Annotated in this window: 12 protein-coding genes; 7 read left to right on the top strand and 5 right to left on the bottom strand. The window is 72.0% G+C overall.

The features are described from left to right. Nucleotides 1–116: 116 nt before the first annotated feature. The gene (locus OG521_12665; GenBank protein WUW21594.1) at nt 117–701 is read right to left on the bottom strand and encodes a cysteine hydrolase; all 585 of its coding nucleotides are present in this window, start codon (nt 699–701) and stop codon (nt 117–119) included. Between the two features lie 201 nt (nt 702–902). Here OG521_12665 and lon point away from each other — a divergent pair, with 201 nt between their 5' ends. After that, complete coding sequence (lon, locus tag OG521_12660; protein ID WUW21593.1) at nt 903–3329, top strand: endopeptidase La; 2427 nt, start codon at nt 903–905, stop codon at nt 3327–3329. A gap of 98 nt (nt 3330–3427) precedes the next feature. Here the strand turns inward: lon and OG521_12655 are convergent, their stop codons facing one another. Together OG521_12655 and OG521_12650 are read right to left on the bottom strand one after the other, a co-directional pair. After that, the gene (locus OG521_12655) at nt 3428–4108 is read right to left on the bottom strand and encodes a polysaccharide deacetylase family protein (protein WUW26659.1); all 681 of its coding nucleotides are present in this window, start codon (nt 4106–4108) and stop codon (nt 3428–3430) included. Nucleotides 4109–4385: 277 nt separating this feature from the next. Further along, a complete protein-coding gene (locus OG521_12650; protein WUW21592.1) occupies nt 4386–5225 on the bottom strand; it encodes a lysozyme in 840 nt (279 codons plus the stop codon). Nucleotides 5226–5464: 239 nt separating this feature from the next. Between OG521_12650 and OG521_12645 the strand changes: the two genes are divergently transcribed. After that, entirely contained in the window at nt 5465–5947 is a 483-nt protein-coding gene (locus tag OG521_12645; protein WUW21591.1) for a MarR family transcriptional regulator, read from the top strand. A gap of 61 nt (nt 5948–6008) precedes the next feature. Here OG521_12645 and OG521_12640 read toward each other — a convergent pair whose 3' ends face one another. Beyond that, nucleotides 6009–6794, bottom strand: a complete 786-nt coding sequence (locus tag OG521_12640; GenBank protein ID WUW21590.1) for a protein phosphatase 2C domain-containing protein — start codon at nt 6792–6794, stop codon at nt 6009–6011. A 364-nt stretch (nt 6795–7158) separates the two neighbouring features. Here OG521_12640 and OG521_12635 point away from each other — a divergent pair, with 364 nt between their 5' ends. The 5 genes from OG521_12635 to OG521_12615 are packed head-to-tail and all read left to right on the top strand — an operon-like array spanning nt 7159 to nt 12918. Beyond that, on the top strand, nt 7159–10134 hold the full coding sequence (locus OG521_12635) for a nitrate- and nitrite sensing domain-containing protein (GenBank protein ID WUW26658.1): 2976 nt from the start codon (nt 7159–7161) through the stop codon (nt 10132–10134). Beyond that, the gene (locus OG521_12630; GenBank protein WUW21589.1) at nt 10131–10610 is read left to right on the top strand and encodes a roadblock/LC7 domain-containing protein; all 480 of its coding nucleotides are present in this window, start codon (nt 10131–10133) and stop codon (nt 10608–10610) included. Before OG521_12635 ends, OG521_12630 begins: the two co-directional genes overlap by 4 nt. Further along, nucleotides 10607–11023, top strand: coding sequence for a DUF742 domain-containing protein (locus OG521_12625; protein ID WUW21588.1), 417 nt, complete (start codon nt 10607–10609; stop codon nt 11021–11023). The genes OG521_12630 and OG521_12625 overlap by 4 nt, the downstream gene beginning before the upstream one ends. Continuing rightward, nucleotides 11004–11654 (top strand): ATP/GTP-binding protein, encoded by a 651-nt coding sequence (locus OG521_12620; protein WUW21587.1) that lies wholly within the window; start codon nt 11004–11006, stop codon nt 11652–11654. Before OG521_12625 ends, OG521_12620 begins: the two co-directional genes overlap by 20 nt. A 22-nt stretch (nt 11655–11676) precedes the next feature. Then, a complete protein-coding gene (locus tag OG521_12615; protein WUW21586.1) occupies nt 11677–12918 on the top strand; it encodes an FAD-binding oxidoreductase in 1242 nt (413 codons plus the stop codon). A 92-nt stretch (nt 12919–13010) separates the two neighbouring features. On the opposite strand, the gene OG521_12610 is transcribed toward OG521_12615, so the two are convergent. After that, nucleotides 13011–14195 carry an NlpC/P60 family protein gene (locus tag OG521_12610; protein WUW21585.1) on the bottom strand — a complete coding sequence of 395 codons (1185 nt, stop codon included), beginning with the start codon at nt 14193–14195 and terminating at the stop codon, nt 13011–13013. Nucleotides 14196–14350: the final 155 nt, after the last annotated feature.

Raw genomic sequence — 14350 nt, 5'->3', positions numbered from 1 at the left:
GAGGATGCATCGGTCGACGAGGCTTCGGACAACGGGGTTTCGGTCGCTTTGGTCACAGCAGAGAGCGTACGAGGCGGCGCAAGCGCTTTCCGGGCTCCGGGCGGCTCGTGACGGTCTCAGCGCGCCCCGGTCCGCGGCGCCGCGAACCTCACGTCCGCCGCCGGGACGGTGACCTCGGCGTCCCCGCTGATGGCCCAGGCGGCGACCCGTGACACCACCGCGGCCGGGACCGCCGCACTGATCCCCGGCGCGGCCGGGATGTCCTGCGTCGCATGGGCGTCGTGGGGCAGGACGACCCGGTAGCCGAGGGCCAGGGCCGTGCGGGCCGTCGCCTGGACGCACATCTCCGACATCACGCCGCACACAGTGACCGCCTCGACGCCGGCCCCGCTCAGCAGGGAGCCCAGCGACGTCTGCGCGAAGCCGTCGTCCCTGGTCTTGCGGATCACGAACTCCGTCGGGCCGGCCTCGACGGGGAGGTGGAGCGCCCAGCCCGGGGTGTGCGGCTCGTCGTCCGAGCCGGGCGCACCGTCGTTCTGGAGGTGCACGACCAGGGCGCCGGCCCGGCGCGCCCGCGCGATCAGGTCAGCCGTCCGGTCGAGCAGCCCGGCCGCGCCGGGAACCGCCCGGCCGCCGGTCACCCCGGCCTTCTGGACGTCCACGACGAGCAGGGCGTGCGAAGGGGGCGCGGCATCGGTCATGGGGTCATCCTCTCCGGCCCCGCCGCCGTCCTCCACGGAATTTCGGCGGGACTATGCCAGCCGTCGCCGGCGTTGCACGGGGCACACGGCGACAGCCTCGCCCGTACCGCGATCGCTCACAGCGAACGCACCCCGGGGAACATTGAGCGGCTCACGAGCATTGAGTCTTCATAGCTCAACTTGAGTGCTGAAGGGGAGATCATGGCTACTGAGTCCAACGTCGTCACACCGCTGACCCTGCCTGTGCTGCCGCTCGATGACGAGGTCGTGCTGCCCGGAATGGTGGTTCCGCTCGATCTGTCCGACGCCGAGGTCCGTGCCGCCGTCGAGGCCGCCCAGGCCGCGGCGGGCGAGGGCGGTGGCAAGCCCGAGGTGCTGCTCGTTCCGCGCGTCGACGGCTCGTACACCGGGATCGGTGTCATCGGCACGGTCGAGCAGGTCGGCCGGCTGTCCGACGGCGATCCCGGCGCCCTCATCCGCGGCCGCGGACGGGTGCGGATCGGGGCCGGGACCAGTGGTCCCGGTGCCGCGCTCTGGGTGGAAGGGACCCGGGTCGACGTCTCCGTCCCCGAGCCCCTCCCCGGAGCCGTCGCCGAGCTAGTCAAGGAGTACAAGGCGCTCGCCACCAGCTGGCTGAAGAAGCGCGGCGCCTGGCAGGTCGTGGACCGGGTCCAGCAGATCGAGGACGTCTCCGCGCTCGCCGACAACTCCGGATACTCCCCCTTCCTCAGCATCGCCCAGAAGGTGCAGCTGCTGGAGACCGCGGAACCGGTCGCCCGGCTGAAGCTCGCCGTCCAGTGGCTCGGCGAGCACCTCGCCGAACAGGACGTCGCCGAGTCGATCGCCAAGGACGTCCAGGAGGGCGTCGACAAGCAGCAGCGCGAGTTCCTGCTGCGGCGCCAGCTCGACGCCGTGCGCAAGGAGCTCTCCGAGCTCAACGGTGAACCCGGTGCCGGCGACGAGTCCGACGACTACCGGGCGCGCGTCGAGGCCGCCGACCTCCCCGAGCACGTCCGCGAGGCCGCGCTCAAGGAGGTCGACAAGCTGGAACGGTCCTCCGACCAGAGCCCCGAGGGCTCCTGGATCAGGACCTGGCTGGACACCGTCCTCGAACTCCCGTGGACCGAGCGGACCGAGGACGCCTACGACATCAGGGGCGCCCAGGAGATCCTCGACGCCGAACACGCCGGCCTGCAGGACGTGAAGGAGCGCATCACCGAGTACCTCGCGGTGCGCAAGCGGCGTGCCGACCGCGGACTGGGAGTGGTCGGCGGGCGTCGCGGGGGAGCCGTGCTGGCCCTCGTCGGCCCGCCCGGGGTCGGCAAGACCTCGCTCGGTGAATCCGTGGCGCACGCCATGGGGCGCAAGTTCGTCCGCGTCGCGCTCGGCGGTGTCCGGGACGAGGCGGAGATCCGCGGCCACCGGCGCACGTACGTCGGCGCGCTCCCCGGACGCATCGTCCGCGCCATCAAGGAGGCCGGTTCGATGAACCCGGTCGTCCTCCTCGACGAGATCGACAAGGTCGGCTCCGACTTCCGGGGCGACCCGGCGGCGGCGCTGCTCGAAGTGCTCGACCCGGCGCAGAACCACACCTTCCGCGACCACTACCTGGAGGTCGAACTCGACCTCAGCGACGTCGTCTTCCTGGCCACCGCGAATGTGCTCGAAGCCATCCCGGAGGCGCTGCTCGACCGGATGGAACTGGTCAGGCTCGACGGCTACACCGAGGACGAGAAGGTCGTCATCGCCCGCGACCACCTGCTCCCGCGCCAGCTGGAGCGGGCCGGCCTGGAGAAGGACGAGGTCGCTCTCGACGAGTCGGCGCTGCGGAAGCTGGCCGGCGAGTACACGAGGGAGGCCGGGGTCCGGAACCTGGAGCGGGCCGTCGCCCGGCTGCTGCGCAAGGTCGCGGCCCAGCACGAGCTCGGTGACCGGGAACTGCCGTTCACGGTGACCGACGAGGACCTGCGCGGGCTCATCGGCCGGCCGCACCACGTCCCCGAGTCCGCCCAGGACCCGGCCGAGCGCCGCACCGCGGTGCCGGGCGTGGCCACCGGGCTCGCGGTCACCGGGGCGGGCGGTGACGTCCTCTTCGTGGAGGCGTCGCTCGCCGATCCGGAGACCGGGGCGTCCGGACTGACCCTCACCGGTCAGCTCGGCGACGTCATGAAGGAGTCCGCGCAGATCGCGCTGAGCTTCCTGCGCTCGCACGGCGCGGAGCTCGAACTGCCGGTCGCCGACCTCAAGGACCGGGGCGTGCACATCCACTTCCCGGCGGGCGCGGTCCCCAAGGACGGCCCGAGCGCGGGCATCACCCTGACGACCGCGCTGGCCTCGCTGCTCTCCGGGCGGCTGGTCCGCACGGATGTGGCGATGACCGGCGAGGTGTCGCTGACCGGCCGGGTGCTGCCGATCGGCGGCCTGAAGCAGAAGCTGCTGGCCGCGCACCGCGCGGGCATCACCACCGTGGTGATCCCCCAGCGCAACGAGGCCGATCTGGACGACGTCCCCGCCGAGGTGCTGGACACGCTGGAGGTCCACCCGGTCACGGACGTCCGCCAGGTGCTGGAGATCGCCCTGGCGCCGGCCTCGGCACCGGCGGAGCGAAGGATCCCGGCCGCGGCGTAGCTGTCACGGCGTGACGGACGCGGCACTGCGGACACGGCCGGTACGGACGGCCCGTCCCCCCTCGCGGGGAGGCGGGCCGTTCCGCGTGTCCGGCGGGCTCAGGGGCGGTAGATGGTCCCGGGGACCGGCTCGGCGGGGGCCATCAGCTGGGGCACGGTCACGAAGGTGTAGCCGCGCTTCTTCAGCTCGTGGATGATGCCCGGCACGGCGGGGACCGAGCCCTTGTAGATGTCGTGCAGCAGGATGATGCCGTCCCTGCTCGCCTGGTCGAGTATCCGCTTCTTGATCAGCGCGGAGTCGGTCGTCGAGTAGTCCTTGGCGGTGGCGCTCCACAGGATCTGCGACAGGCCGAGGTCCTTGCTGATCCCGGAGACGGTGTCGTCGGTCCGGCCCTGCGGCGGGCGCATCAGCCGCGGCTTCTTGCCGGTGATCGCCTCGATCGCGTCCTGCGTCTTCTCCAGCTCGGCGCGTATCTCGGCGGGCTTCTTGTCCGTCAGGATCTCGTGCGACCAGGTGTGGTTGGCCACCTCGTGCCCTTCGGCCTCGATGCGGCGGACGGTCTCGGGGTGCTTCTTCACATGGTTCTTGCCCAGCAGGAAGAAGGTCGCGTGGACCTTCTCCTTCTTGAGGATGTCCAGCAGATGGGGGGTGTCCTCGGCCGGGCCCGCGTCGAAGGTCAGGGCGATGCACTTGGCCTCGCGGCAGTCCACCGGGCCGAACGAGCCCTTGGCGTCGGAGCCGGCGTCGCCGCGGGCGGATCCGGGGGCCGTGGTCTCCATCGAGCAGCCGCTCAGCGTCAGCGTGAGCGCCGTCACAAGAGCGACGGCCAACCCCGTACCGATCGACTTCGTCCTACTGGGCACGGCAGGTCACTCCCTCATGGCTTACACCGCACTTATGTGCGAACTGCAAGGACTATACATAGTGCGTATACACGCGATGTATAGGGGGGTGTCCGTGCTGGTGGGGCGTACGGGACAGAGCCCGGCGACTGGGTGCGTCACCGGGCTCTGCGGGGAAGGACGGAAGGGCCGGGCGGCTGCCGGCGGGGGGCGGTCAGCCGTTGGCCAGCGCCTGTACGCGGTCGAGGGCGCCGTTGAAGTGGTTGTGGTCGCCGACCGTGGGGCCGGTCGAGGTGTACTGCCAGATCGTGTAGAAGCCCCAGCCGGCCGGGAGCGTGCCGACCGTGGTGTTGTAACGGGCCACCCAGAGCGGGTTGGTGGTGCCGAAGCTCGCGCTGTTGCCCGTGCAGGACTGCCACCAGCTGGTCGCGGTGTAGATGACCGCGTCGCGTCCGGTGCGCGCCTTGTAGGTGTTCACGAAGTCGCGGATCCAGGAGACCATCCCGGCCGCGGTCTTGCCGTAGCACTGCGCCCCGTACGGATTCCACTCGATGTCGAGGACGCCCGGCAGCGTCCTGCCGTCCTTGGACCAGCCGCCGCCGTGGTCCACGAAGTAGTTGGCCTGGACGGCGCCGCTCGTGGTGTCCGGGGTGGCGAAGTGGTACGAGCCGCGGATCATCCCGACGTTGTACGAGCCGTTGTACTGCTGGGTGAAGTCCTCGTTCGTGTAGTACGTGCCCTCCGAGGCCTTGACGTAGGCCCACTTGACGCCGCTGCTCCAGAGCGCCGACCAGTTCACGGCGTTCTGGTGACCGCTGACGTCCACGCCCTCGGTCTGGACCGCACGGCTGGTGGGCAGTCCGCCCTGGCCGTCGTGGGCGATGACGCCCATGCCCATCGTGGCCGTGCCCCGGGCGGGGTGCGTGGGGTCTCCGGTGGCCGCGCCCGCGGCGCCGGGCAGGGCGACGAGGAGGGAGAGAGCTGCGAGCAGAGTTCCCGCTGCGGCGAAGCGCGAGCGGCGAGCTGTCTTGGAGCCGGATCTGTGCACGGGCATTGCGTGCCTCCGAGGCCTCGGTGGGGGGACCTGCTGACCCAGGGGGCGCCGGGCGCACCCCTGGCGGCATGCCATGGTGTGAACATGCCATGCATGACGCTACGCACGTAGACCCGGGTCGCGGAAGAGGGCCAGGACGGTGCCGTTGGTCTACTCCTGCGAAATACTGGCGGAGCTGCGGCGATGACCAGCGGTGAAAGAAACTTTCAGCGGCGGGAAAGCTCATGAGGGGTGTTGACGTGCACGGGAGCGAAAGCGGGAGTGAACCCGGCGCAAGCGGAGGAAGTGGTGTGGACCACGAATTTCTGGCCCTGGAGCTGGAGTTGGCGGTTTTCCTGCGCCGTGCCCGGGCGAACTCCGGCGAGATGGCGCGCGAGGTCCACCCCGAACTGGAGGCCGCGGCCTACGGGCTGTTCGTGCGGCTCGAATCGGCCGGCCGGCAGCGGGCCACCGACCTCGCCTCCTACTTCGGTGTCGGCAAGGCCACCATGAGCCGTCAACTGCGTGCTCTGGAAACGCTCGGACTGGTGGCGCGCGAGCCCGACCCGGCCGACGGCCGGGCCTTCCTCGTCCACCTCACCGACGAGGGCCTCGCCCGCTTCCGCAGCGTCCGCGACGCCCGCCGCGACCGCTACGTGCGCAAGCTCGCAGACTGGGACCGCGCCGAAGTGGCGGATCTGGCCCGGCTGCTGCACCAGCTGAACGCCCGCGCCGAGGACTGATCACGGGCGGGGGAGGCGGGGGCGGCCGGCCCGCGGGGCGGCAGGGCGCCCGCCCGGCGGCTCACAGCTGGGCGAAGACCGCCGTCGCGTCGTCATGGGTCTTGCTCCGCCGCAGGTGCCTACGCTCCGTGTCCGCGTCCTCCAGGGCCCGGACCCGGTCGATCAGCCCCTGCGGCCCCTCCTTGTGGAGCACCCGGAAGCAGGCCGTCCAGTCGCCCTCGCCGAACATCTCCGTCCAGCGGCTCGCCCCGTCCGTCAGCGCGGCCACCGCACGCACCTCGGCGCGCGGCGTCCGCCCCGTGACCGCGCGGTCCGCCACGGCCGGGTCGGCGGCGGCGGTGAAGAAGCCGCCCTCCTTGTTCCGCACCCGCGCGTCGGCGATCGCCTCGGAGGCCAGGGAGCCCGGCGGCAGCCGGTCGAGCCGGTCGTCCAGCAGGGCGCCGACCGTGCCGACGGGCGACTCGAACAGCAGGACCGAGTCGGACAGCACCAGGTACTCGATCTCCTCCTCGTCCCAACGCACCACGACGGCAGTTGCCTGTGGCGTACGCACGTGAGAAAGGTCACACAGGGAACGATGCGTGTCGGCGGTGCGCCGGATGGACTCCGCGAGGACCTCCCGCAGGGTCAGATCCCGCCGCGAACCCGACAGTTCGACCAGGGCGCCGCCCAGCCGGGCGGTGAACCACGGGACCGAGTGCACACAACCGTCGTCCCCCTGTGGCGGGGTCACGCCGTCGAGCAGTACGAGCCCCCCACCCTGGCCGGAGGCGGGCAGGACGGTGGCGGCCCAGTCCTCGTTCGGTCGCCCGGGAGTGCCGGGGGCGGTGGCGAGTTCGATGCGCATGCGGTCAGTCTGCACGACGCCTTCACGGAGCCTGCACGGACCGGGGATTGGCCCGTACCAGCAGGTCAGGCGGGCGGCTGGAGCGGAAGGAATCACTCCGGGGAGTGTGCGGGCGGGCATCCTGCCAAAGCCTGCCCCGAAGTTCCAGCCGGGCGCCCGGGTGTGCCGTCCGGGGCCCGGGGGGAGACTTGTTCGCCAACTCCGGAGTGATGTTCACTCGTTCGAGTGGCGGAGCGGTTGATGCGCGCCCCCCTCTCAAAAGCACTGGAATGGTCAGAAGCCGTACCAGGGGTCGGGGCGCTCGTTCACGTGACCGTGCGTCACCTCTGCTTCAAGGGCGGACGAGTCAAGATTGCGAGCACCGGTGCAGAAGAAGCGGCCTCGGAGCAAGGGCAGCAAGCAGAACGGTTCCGGGGTGGCGCCTTCGGCGCCGGCTGAGAGCGGGCGCACCGTGCGCGTCCGCAGCCGGCTCGTCGCGGGCGTCGCGGTCGTCGGGATCACCGTCATAGCCGCAGGGGCGCCCGCGGCTCTGAGCGCCTCGTCCGACCTGACCGAGTCGCAGCGGCTGGTCACCCTCGCGGAGCTGAACCAGCAGGCCATCGCGCTCGCGCACTCCCTCGCCGACGAGCGCGACGAGGTCACCGCGTTCATCGCCGCCGGCCGGGAGGGCAAGCCCGGCGGGACGAGTTCCGCCGCGGGGAGCCGCAGCGCCCGCGTCGACCAGCAGGTGGACGAGATCCGGGACACGGCCCCCGCCGACCTGCGCCGCGACCTCTCCACCATCCCCTCGCTGCGGCGGGACGCCGTGGGCGGCAAGGGCACGGCCCTGGAGGCCCACCAGGCGTACACCGAGGTCATCTCCAAGCTCCACGACCTCGCCAACGAACTCGCGGACAAGACCCCGCCGCGCGCCGCCGAGGCGGCCCGCACCCCGCTCGCGCTCGGCCGGGCCACCGAACAGGCCTCCGCCACCCGCGGGCTGCTGCTCGCCGCCCTCGCCGTCCCCCGCAAGGAGCCGGCCGCCCCGCAGACCGACCCGTTCACCGGCCTGCCCGTCCAGCCCCAGGACGAGGGCGAGACCAAGGAGGACCGCACCCGTGACGCGCTGAGCGGCGCCGCCCAGCAGGCCCGGGTCGGCGAACTCTCCGCACTGGCCTCCTTCGACCAGTCCGCCGGCGCCACCGCCCGCGACAAGCTGGCCACCACCGTCACCGGACCCGAGGTCAACAGCGCCGAGAAGTACCTCGCCGGGCTCACCGACCGCCCCGAGCTCTCCGAGTCCGACCAGAAGACCAGCAGCAAGAAGCTCCAGGCGGCGCTCTCCGCCCGGATCGACCGGATGCGCGGCGTCGAGTCCGCCCTCGGCACCGCCCAGGTGCAGCGCCTCGGCCAGCTGCGCGACGACGACGTCACGGCGCTCGAACTGCGGATCGCCCTCCTCGGCGGCTGCCTGCTCATCGCCGTCGGCGTCTCCACCGCCGTGGCCCGCACCCTCACCCAGCCGCTCGCCGTCCTGCGCATCGGCGCCGGCCGCCTCGCCGCGGAACCCGAGACCGCCGAACCGGTCCGCTACACCGGCCGCAACGACGAGTTCGCCCAGGTCGTCCGCTCCATCAACGCCCTGCACGGCCGGCTCCACGGACTGCTCCACGAGTTCGGCGGACGGTTCGAGAAGCTGGAGAGCGAGCGCGGCGAACTGATCGCCGGCCGCGAGGCCCTCACCCTCCAGCGTGCGGAACTCCAGGTCCACACCGCCGATCTCGCGGCCCAGCTGGAGAAGCTGAAGAACACCGTCCACCACACCTTCGTCAACCTCTCGCTGCGCACCCTCGGTCTCGTCGAGCGCCAGCTCGGCGTCATCGAGTCGCTGGAGGAGCGCGAGCAGGACCCGGAGCGGCTCGGCACGCTGTTCAAGCTCGACCACATGGCCACCGTCATGCGCCGCCACAGCGAGAACATGCTGGTCCTCGCGGGCGCCGAGCACGGCCACGGGCACCCCGGACCGATCCCGCTGGTCGACGTCCTGCGCGCCGCGGTCAGCGAGATCGAGCGGTACGAGCGGGTCACCATCCAGTCCCTGCCGCCGCACGCCCAGGTCGCCGGGTTCGCCGCCGACGACCTCAGCCACCTCGTCGCCGAACTCCTGGAGAACGCCACCTCGTTCTCCCCGCCGGACTCCCATGTCCAGCTCTCCGGCTGGCTGCTGGAGACCGGTGAGGTGATGCTCTCCGTGCAGGACGAGGGCATCGGCATGTCGTCCGTGCGGATGGGCGAGCTCAACACCCGGCTCGGTGACCCGTCGCTCTTCGAGGCGGGCGAGCAGAGCGCGGACGGGGCCGGTCTCGGCCTCCAGGTGACCTCGCTGCTGGCCGCGCGCCACGGCGTCCGGGTCCAGCTGCGCGAGCAGAAGGGCAGCGGCGTGACCGCCGTCGTCGTGCTGCCGCAGGCCCTGCTGCCGAAGGCGCCCCCGGCCGCCACCCCGCCGCCGGTCACGGCCCCCGGCGACGCGCCGACGCTGAACCTCCCCGGTTCGGTCGCCGAGGCCAACTCCAACGCCCTGCCGCGCCGCACCCTCGCGCTGCCCGGCGACCCGCTGATCGCGGCGGCCGAGCAGACCATCGCCGAGGCCGGCCCGGCAACCGTCCCCGCGGCCGCTGCCGAGGTCCGCACCCCGGCCGTCCCGGTGCCCGACCACGCGCCCCCGGTCGCGCCGGAGCCGGAGCCGGAGACACGGTCCGCGCAGGCGTCCGCGCCGGACCCCGCGTCCTTCGTGCCCGCCGAGAGCGAGGCCGAGACCACGATGCAGGTCCGGCTCCCGCGTGTGCCCGAGTTCGACGACGTACCCGAGTTCACGCACGCCCCCGCCTTCGGGGACGGCCCGGAGCCCGCCACCGCCGACGGGCCGTACGCCATCGGTCCCGACCGCCACGAGCGCACCGCGGACGAGGGCACCGGCCGGCCCGCCGCCCCGGCCCCCGTGCCCGCCCCGGAGCCGGCCGCCCCCGCGAGCCCCGTGGCCGACGCCCTGCCCGGGCCGCGCCACGCCGAGCCCGAGCGGACCACCGACAAGGGACTGCCCAAGCGCACCCCCCGGGTCGTCAAGCCCGCGGCCGCCCCCACGGCCGAACGCAAGGGCAGCGTGGACAAGGAGGCCCTGCGCCGCCGGCTCGGCGGCTTCCACCAGGGCGCGAAGAACGGCCGCAGGGACGTCGAGGCGGAGATCGCCGAGGCCACCGCCCCGGCCACCGGCACCACACGTACCGAGCACACTGAGCCGGCCGGCCGTACCGATGGCCGTACCGGGGAGACGGGGGACACAGTCGAGGAGGCACGCAGTTGACTGCGCCCAGCACATTCGGGCTGAGTACCGAGGCCCGGAACCTTCACTGGTTGCTGAGCAATCTGGTGGAGGAGGTGCCAGGGGTCCACTCGGTCACCGTCGTCTCGTCCGACGGGCTCATGCTGCTCTCCTCCGACCCCGGCCACCAGAGCGCCCCGGTGACCGGCAGGCAGGACGGCCCCCGTGGCTCCAGCGCCGACCTGGCGACCATCGTCTCCGGCATCGGCAGCCTCACCGTCGGCGCCGCGAAGCTGATGGACGGCGGCGGCGTCAAGCAGACCATGGTCGCCATGGACGAGGGCAGCGTCTTCGTCATGTCGATCAGCGACGGCTCGCTGCTCGGGGTGCACGCCACCCCCGACTGCGACATGAGCGTCATCGCCTACCACATGGCGCTCTTCGTCGGCCGTGCCGGACACGTACTCACCCCCGAACTCCGCAGTGAGCTGCGCAAATCGATGGAGAGCGCCCAGTGACCCACGCCGCCGCCGAACCCGCCCGCAGGCTCCCCGTGCGCGGCGCCGACAAACGGCCCGCACGCGTCCGCCCGTACTCGCTCACCGGCGGCCGCACCCGCTTCGGGCACGTGCTGCTCGTCGAGACGTTCGTGGCCGCGCTCGAAGCCCCGGACGAGCGACGCGAACTGACCAACGGAAACCTGGCCTCGCGTGTGATGCCGGAGCTCCAGGCCATCGTCGAGCTCTGCCGGCGGATGCGTACCGTCGCGGAGATCTCCGCACTCCTGAAGATGCCGCTCGGCGTGGTCAGGGTGCTGCTCAGCGACTTGGCCGACCAGGGAAAGATCCGCGTGTACGGAACCGGTCACGGCACCGGCCAGCCCGACCGCGCGCTGCTCGAAAGGGTGCTCAATGGACTCCGTCGTCTCTGAGTCGGCGCTGTTCGCCCCTCGCCAGCCGGGCCCCAAGGACCAGGCCGACGAAGCGCTGCAGGCCTGGCAGCTCGACCACACCCGGGCGCCGATCGCCACGAAGATAGTCGTCGCGGGCGGCTTCGGCGTGGGCAAGACCACCTTCGTGGGCTCGGTCTCCGAGATCACCCCGCTGAAGACCGAAGCGATGATGACCCAGGCGAGCGAGGAGACCGACGACCTCACCGCGACGCCCGACAAGGTCACCACGACCGTAGCCATGGACTTCGGCCGGCTGACCCTCGACGACGACCTGGTGCTGTACGTCTTCGGCACACCCGGCCAGCAGCGCTTCTGGTTCATGTGGGACGACCTGGTGCGCGGCGCGATCGGCGCGGTCGTGATGGCCGACACCCGCCGGCTCGCCGACTGCTTCCCCGCCCTCGACTACTTCGAGAGCTGCGGCCTGCCGTACATCGTGGCCGTCAACCACTTCGAGGGAACGCCCGGGTTCGAGGCCGATGACGTCCGGGAGGCCCTGACGGTCCCTCCGCACGTGCCTGTTGTGATCATGGACGCGCGTAACAGGATCACCGTCGTCGAGTCGCTGCTGGCCCTGGTGGGCCATGCACTCGACGCCACCCCGGCATAGCCACACACAACGGAGAACCGCGATGCGGAAGATACTCATAGTCGGAGCCGGCCAGTCCGGTCTCCAGCTCGCCCTCGGACTGCAGTCCAGAGGCTACGAAGTCACCCTCATGTCCAACCGCACGGCGGACGAGATCCGCTCCGGCCGGGTCATGTCCACGCAGTGCATGTTCCACACGGCGCTCCAGCACGAGCGGGACTACCAGCTCAACTTCTGGGAGTCCCAGGCCCCGCGCATCGAGGGCCTCGGCGTCTCGGTCGCCGCGCCCGACTCCTCGCGCGCCATCGACTGGGTCGGCAAGCTGGACGGCTTCGCCCAGTCCGTGGACCAGCGCGTCAAGATGGCCGGCTGGATGGAGACGTTCGCCCAGCGCGGCGGACAGCTCGTCATCCACGGCGCGGCCGTGTCCGACCTGGACTACTTCTCCCGCACCTACGACCTGGTGATGGTCTCGGCCGGCAAGGGCGAGCTCGTCTCCATGTTCGGCCGGGACGCCTCCCGTTCGCCGTACGACGCCCCGCAGCGCGCGCTGGCCGTGGCGTACGTCCACGGCATGGGCCCGCGTCCGGAGCACCCCGAGTTCGACGCGGTCCGCTGCAACCTGGTCCCGGGCGTCGGCGAGCTCTTCGTGATGCCGACCCTGACCACCTCGGGCCGCGCCGACATCCTGTTCTGGGAGGGCGTCCCGGGCGGACCGCTCGACGCCTTCCAGGGCATCAAGGACCCGTCGGAGCACCTCGCCAAGACGCTGGAGCTCATGGAGCGGTTCACCCCGTGGGAGTACGCGCGCGCCACCAAGGTCGAGCTGACCGACGCCAACGGCACCCTGGCGGGCCGTTACGCCCCGACCGTCCGCAAGCCGATCGGCCGGCTGCCCGGCGGCGGCCTGGTGCTCGGCGTGGCGGACGTGGTCGTCGCCAACGACCCGATCACCGGCCAGGGCTCCAACTCGGCCTCCAAGTGTGCGAACGCCTACCTGGACTCGATCATCGAGCACGGCGACCGCGCCTTCGACGAGACGTGGATGCAGTCCACGTTCGACCGCTACTGGGACACCGCCCAGCACGTCACGAAGTGGACGAACGCGATGCTCGGCGCCCCGCCGGAGCACGTGCTGAACCTGATCGGCGCCGCCGGCCAGCTCCAGCCCGTCGCCGACCGCTTCGCGAACGGGTTCAACAACCCGGCGGACTTCGAGAACTTCTTCTACGAGCCGGAGAAGACGAACGCGTACCTCGCCTCGGTCGCGGGCCCGGCTTCCTGAGCCACCCGCACCCAGAGACGCACCGGCCGGGCCGGGGCCCGTCGGACCATCCGGCGGCGCCCGGCCCGGCCGGTGCGTTTCGGTCCGTGGACCTACGCGTCGGGCACGGAGGACTCCCCGTACCCCTCGTCCGCGCCCTCGGATGCCCCCTCGGGGAGTTCCGGTGGCGTGTACGTGGTCAGCGGAGTGCTCTCCGGATCCGGCCGCACCGCGCCCAGCAGCGGATTCGCCGCCAGCGGTGAGACCTTCACCCGCGCCCCGGGCCGCGGGGCCTGCACCACCAGGCCGTTGCCGATGTAGAGCGCCACATGGGTCGCCTTCGGGAAGTAGATCACCAGGTCTCCCGGGCGAAGCGCGCTCAGCTCCACCTTCCGCAGCTGCCGCCACTGCTCCTGCGAGGTCCGGGGGATGGTGCGCCCGGCGCTCGCCCAGGCCTGCGAGGTGAGCCCCGAGCAGTCGAACGAGTCGGGGCCCTCCGCGCCCCACACGTACGGCTTGCCGATCTGTTCGATCGCGTACCGGACGGCCTCGCCGCCCTCCGCCGTCGCCGGCCGGGCCGAGGACAGCGCACCGGAGGCGACCAAAGCCTTCTGGGCCTGGTCCGTGCCCTCCTGTTCGAGGCGGGAGACCTCGGCGAGCCGGTCGGCGGAGAGCGTGGCGAGCAGGGTCTCGACGTCCCTCAGCTTCGTCCGGACGGCGTCGCGTTCCTTCTTCTGCCGGGCGGCCAGCACCTGTTGCCTGTCGAGCACCTTGCGGGATTCCTTCGCCAGCTCGTCGGCCCGCTTCTCGGCGCCGGTGAGCCGCTTCACCGTCGCGGCCCGCCCGGCGGCCAGCCGCTGGATGACCTGCCCCTGGTCCAGGGCGTGCTCGGGGTCGCGGATCAGCAGCAGCTGGAGGTACGCGGAGAAGTCGGACCGGCCCTGGTACTGCTCACGGGCCAGCCGGCCGGCGGCGTCGTGGCTGCGGGCCAGCGAGAGTCGGGCGGCGACGAGCGAGGCGTCCAGCTTCTTCGCCTGGGCGGTCCGCTTCTTCAGCTCGGCCGCCGTCCCGTTGTACGTCTCGGTGGCCTCCTCGGCCTGCTGGTAGAGCCCCTGGAGCCGGGTCAGCAGCCCGGCGACGGTACCGGGCGCGGCCTCGGGAGCCGCCTCGGGTCCGGCCGCCGGGGCGGCGGGGTCCGAGGGGCCCGGCGAGGGGGCCGCGACGGCGGCGGCCGGTGAGGCCACGACGACGGCGGCGAGCGCCGCCGTGCCGAAGGAGCGCAGGAGCCTGCCCGCCACGACACCACCTCCGGGAACGGGGCGAATCGTGTGACTACCCCATGAGTGAGCGCAATCCGTCCATACGCTCACCCGTCGCGGGGCGATGCAAGAACCTGCGGGCGTGGCGGCGGTCCGATTCCCCCGGAAGGCGGCGGAACGGGCCCGCGGAGGGG

The sequence above is a fragment of the Streptomyces sp. NBC_01463 genome, assembly GCA_036227345.1.
Classification (GTDB): Bacteria; Actinomycetota; Actinomycetes; order Streptomycetales; family Streptomycetaceae; genus Streptomyces.
This window is presented reverse-complemented; position numbering and strand designations above follow the sequence as displayed.

What these genes read in the sequence shown, in the direction of transcription:
- OG521_12665 (WUW21594.1), bottom strand. Translation starts at nt 701, where the DNA reads ATGACCGATGCCGCGCCCCCTTCGCACGCCCTGCTCGTCGTGGACGTC.
- lon (WUW21593.1), top strand. Translation starts at nt 903, where the DNA reads ATGGCTACTGAGTCCAACGTCGTCACACCGCTGACCCTGCCTGTGCTG.
- OG521_12655 (WUW26659.1), bottom strand. Translation starts at nt 4,108, where the DNA reads ATGGAGACCACGGCCCCCGGATCCGCCCGCGGCGACGCCGGCTCCGAC.
- OG521_12650 (WUW21592.1), bottom strand. Translation starts at nt 5,225, where the DNA reads ATGCCCGTGCACAGATCCGGCTCCAAGACAGCTCGCCGCTCGCGCTTC.
- OG521_12640 (WUW21590.1), bottom strand. Translation starts at nt 6,794, where the DNA reads ATGCGCATCGAACTCGCCACCGCCCCCGGCACTCCCGGGCGACCGAAC.
- OG521_12620 (WUW21587.1), top strand. Translation starts at nt 11,004, where the DNA reads ATGGACTCCGTCGTCTCTGAGTCGGCGCTGTTCGCCCCTCGCCAGCCG.
- OG521_12615 (WUW21586.1), top strand. Translation starts at nt 11,677, where the DNA reads ATGCGGAAGATACTCATAGTCGGAGCCGGCCAGTCCGGTCTCCAGCTC.